This window comes from Microcoleus sp. MON2_D5 (assembly GCF_036701905.1).
Taxonomy (GTDB): domain Bacteria; phylum Cyanobacteriota; class Cyanobacteriia; order Cyanobacteriales; family Microcoleaceae; genus Microcoleus.
The window spans coordinates 1-3,196 of record NZ_JAUBRM010000201.1 but is presented as its reverse complement, the minus strand read 5'-3'; the positions used below and the strand labels follow the sequence as shown (position 1 = coordinate 3,196).

The 3,196-nt window shown below is 46.0% G+C and carries 1 protein-coding gene and 1 pseudogene; one reads left to right on the top strand and one right to left on the bottom strand.

What is annotated here, in order from left to right:
• The first annotated feature begins 138 nt into the window (after positions 1 to 138).
• Positions 139 to 1,201, top strand: a pseudogene (locus tag QUA47_RS30525) (IS630 family transposase).
• Between the two features lie 216 nt (positions 1,202 to 1,417).
• On the opposite strand, the gene QUA47_RS30520 reads toward QUA47_RS30525, so the two are convergent.
• A partial coding sequence (locus QUA47_RS30520; protein ID WP_333433579.1) for a CHAT domain-containing protein occupies positions 1,418 to 3,196 on the bottom strand: 1,779 nt, incomplete at its 5' end.

Here is a 3,196-nt window from a genome sequence, read left to right as displayed (position 1 = left end):
GTTTTTCCACCTGTAGCGCTTTTGTCTCTACTCAAACGCTATATATGGGAATTTAGAAATTAGATGCGTTTACCCTGGTTGTCACCCCGCCAGGTAAAATAGCTAAGTATACCCTTTGTAAAACCCATCTATCTGACAATGCCGAAACGTATTAGCATTGAGCCACATCTATCGTTAACAGAACTAGAACAGCGTTACCGTAAAGCTTCATACCCTGTTGAAAAAAGTCATTACCAAATTATCTGGTTATTAACATCTGGCAGAAGTAGCCGAGAGGTTTCACAAATAACTGGTTACAGTCTCAATTGGATTTATGAACTAGTCTGGGGGTATAACCGCATTGGTCCAAAATCACTTGGAGATAAAAGGCATGAACATCCAGGTGCCGATACACTTTTGAATGATGTACAACAAGCACAACTATGGCAAGCGCTACAATCACCTCCAACTGTTGGTGGGCTTTGGAACGGACAGAAAGTTGCAAATTGGATGAGTGAATTATTAGGACATTCAGTTAGTAGATAACGAGGTTGGGAGTATTTGAAGGCAATGAGACTACGTTTGAGAGTACCTCGACCCTCTGATCAGGAAGCAGACTTTACGGAACAGGAACAATGGAAAAAAAAACTAGCAAAAACGGTGACTCAAGTTCAAGAAAAGTACCCAGACGCCGATGTAGAAGTTTGGACAATGGATGAACATAGAGTTGGGCTTAAACCAATAATAAGACGTATTTGGGTAGATGAATGGACAGTACCCGTAGCATCGGTAAATTGGCGATTTAAATGGTTATGGTTGTATGGCTTCGTTCACCCACAATCTGGAGAAACATATTGGTGGATTCTACCTTTTGTGAATACCCAAATTTTTAATCAAGTTTTAGCCGATTTCGCCCAACATTTTGAAGTCGGGGAAAATAAACAAGTCGTATTGACGTAAGGATCGAGCGGGATGGCATACCGCTAAAAAAGTTGATGTACCGCAGGGCATTCATATTATAGAAATGCCATCTCACTCGCCAGAACTTCAACCTGCTGAAAGACTATGGCCACTCACAAATGAGCCTATTGCTAACCGAACATTTAAAAATCTTGATGAATTAGAGGAAATTTTATTTAATCGCTGCCAACAATTACTCCAACAGCAAGACTTAGTTCGAGGTTTGACAAATTTCCATTGGTGGCCCCAAGTTGAGGCTTAATTATGGTTATGCTACCGGACATGATATCAGAGGGTTTGTGATGATATTACTTTGGTGGTGATGAAGCAGAAATAGAGTTCCCAACCCCTGGATCGTTCGGCGGTTGAAATTGGGGCTCTTCAGGGGGAACCCCCCCAACCCTCCCAAGCGAGCATTGCCCCTACTGGAGAAACTTTCGTCCCTAAGTAGCGGAGAATGAACAATAAATATGGCAGCTTACCAAGGACTTCCGATTAGGGTGAAACTGCTCCAGTAGTAAGGATGAGAAAAATCTTGGTTTTGTTGTTGTATGTTAGTCGGTAAATTCAAGTTGCCCGCTGTTGTCACTAACTGTCCGTTTTCCATCCGAACTTTACCAGCAATCATCGCCTGTTGAGCCAGTTGCAGAGTTTCTGCCTTAGTTGTGGCTCCTCGCAACTGGTGGTAAAATTCACTCATCAGCCCCAAAGTGCCTCCATCATCAACATACCACAAACTCCCTAAAGCAGATTTCGCGCCGGATTTTACTGCTAAACCTCCAAAACCTAACTCTGCTTCCCGATCGCCCACAGCAGTTCTACAAGCACTTAATACTAACAAGTCTACCTGCGGATTGCGCCAATTCAAACTCTCCATATGATCGAGCTGCAATTTGGAATTCCACATTTGAATGTAGGAATTGCTCGCTTTTCCCGGTTTGAATTCAGCGTGAGTTGCTAGGTGAACGATCCGAAATCCTCCCTTGGCGTGTTCCGACGTGAGATTATCTAAAGTGAAAGTAGAATTGAGGAAAGATGGGCTCTGCCACTGAGCCGAAATCGCCTGCAATTCGATCGGCACATTGGGCAATGGCTGTTGGTCAACAAATTCCGACCTTCCCATTGCTAGCACGGTGGCGTCTCTAACAGCTTTATAATCGGTATTAGTCGAACTAAAACTCGGAATTAGGCTGAAACTGTATTTTTCAATCAAGAAGCCTTTACCGTCGTGTAAAGCGGCAAAGGACAGGCTTCGCAATCCGGGATCGACTGACAGTAAAAAAGTCTGAATTCCTAAGTTTTGTAAGTCTTTTTCTAGGGGTGCGATCGCCCATTTATATAATTGCTGGGCGGCGGCTAGATAACTGGTACTATCGCGTTGTGCGGGATTGGTGATTTCAGCGCGGAACTCCTTGACGGTAGGGAAAAGAGCTGCTCTGTTGGCTTCTGGGACGCTGTAGTGAATCGGCAAGCCCACGGGAGGAACTAAAATTAGTTCCAGTCGATCTTCTCGCGAGACTATGTAGATAATACCAGACCGCTTGCCGGTTTGCTGTTCGATATTTTGTAAAGTTTGTTGGGCTGTCGAAATTAAGACTTTTTCCTCTAGGAGGTTGGCTGGTACCCCCAAGTATTCTCCAAATTCTTGATTCCTCATTTCTTCGATTCCCCAGACTGTTTTCTGTATGTCGTTACCTTCAAAAAGTTGATCTGGAGGCGGGGCGTATCCCAGAACTAAATTAGAAGTAGGGTTACCTGTTGATGCTTGTTGGGATGCTGGTGAAGAGGCTACGATGCCAGCGGGTAATTGACTGGTGATACTTGGATCGATGGTTAAAACTCGATCATCGGCTGCAGCAACACCGGAATTGTCTAGCGATCGAATTTCGGGGCGTTTAAAGTCTTGTGCATCGGAGGTTGAGGGTTCGGGTGCGGGCGATGCTGGTGTTGTCACAGGTGCGGGCAGTTGTATTTCCGTAGGAGCGATGGGAGTGGGAGTTTCACTCGCAGTCGGAGTGGGAGTGACACTCGGAGTGGGAGTGACACTCGGAGTGGGAGTGGGAGTGACACTCGGAGTGGGAGTGACACTCGGAGTGGGAGTGGGAGTGACACTCGGAGTGGGAGTGACACTCGGAGTGGGAGTGGGAGTGACACTCGGAGTGGGAGTGACACTCGGAGTGGGAGTGGGAGTGACACTCGGAGTGGGAGTGACACTCGGAGTGGGAGTGGGAGTGACACTCGGAGTGGGAGTGACACT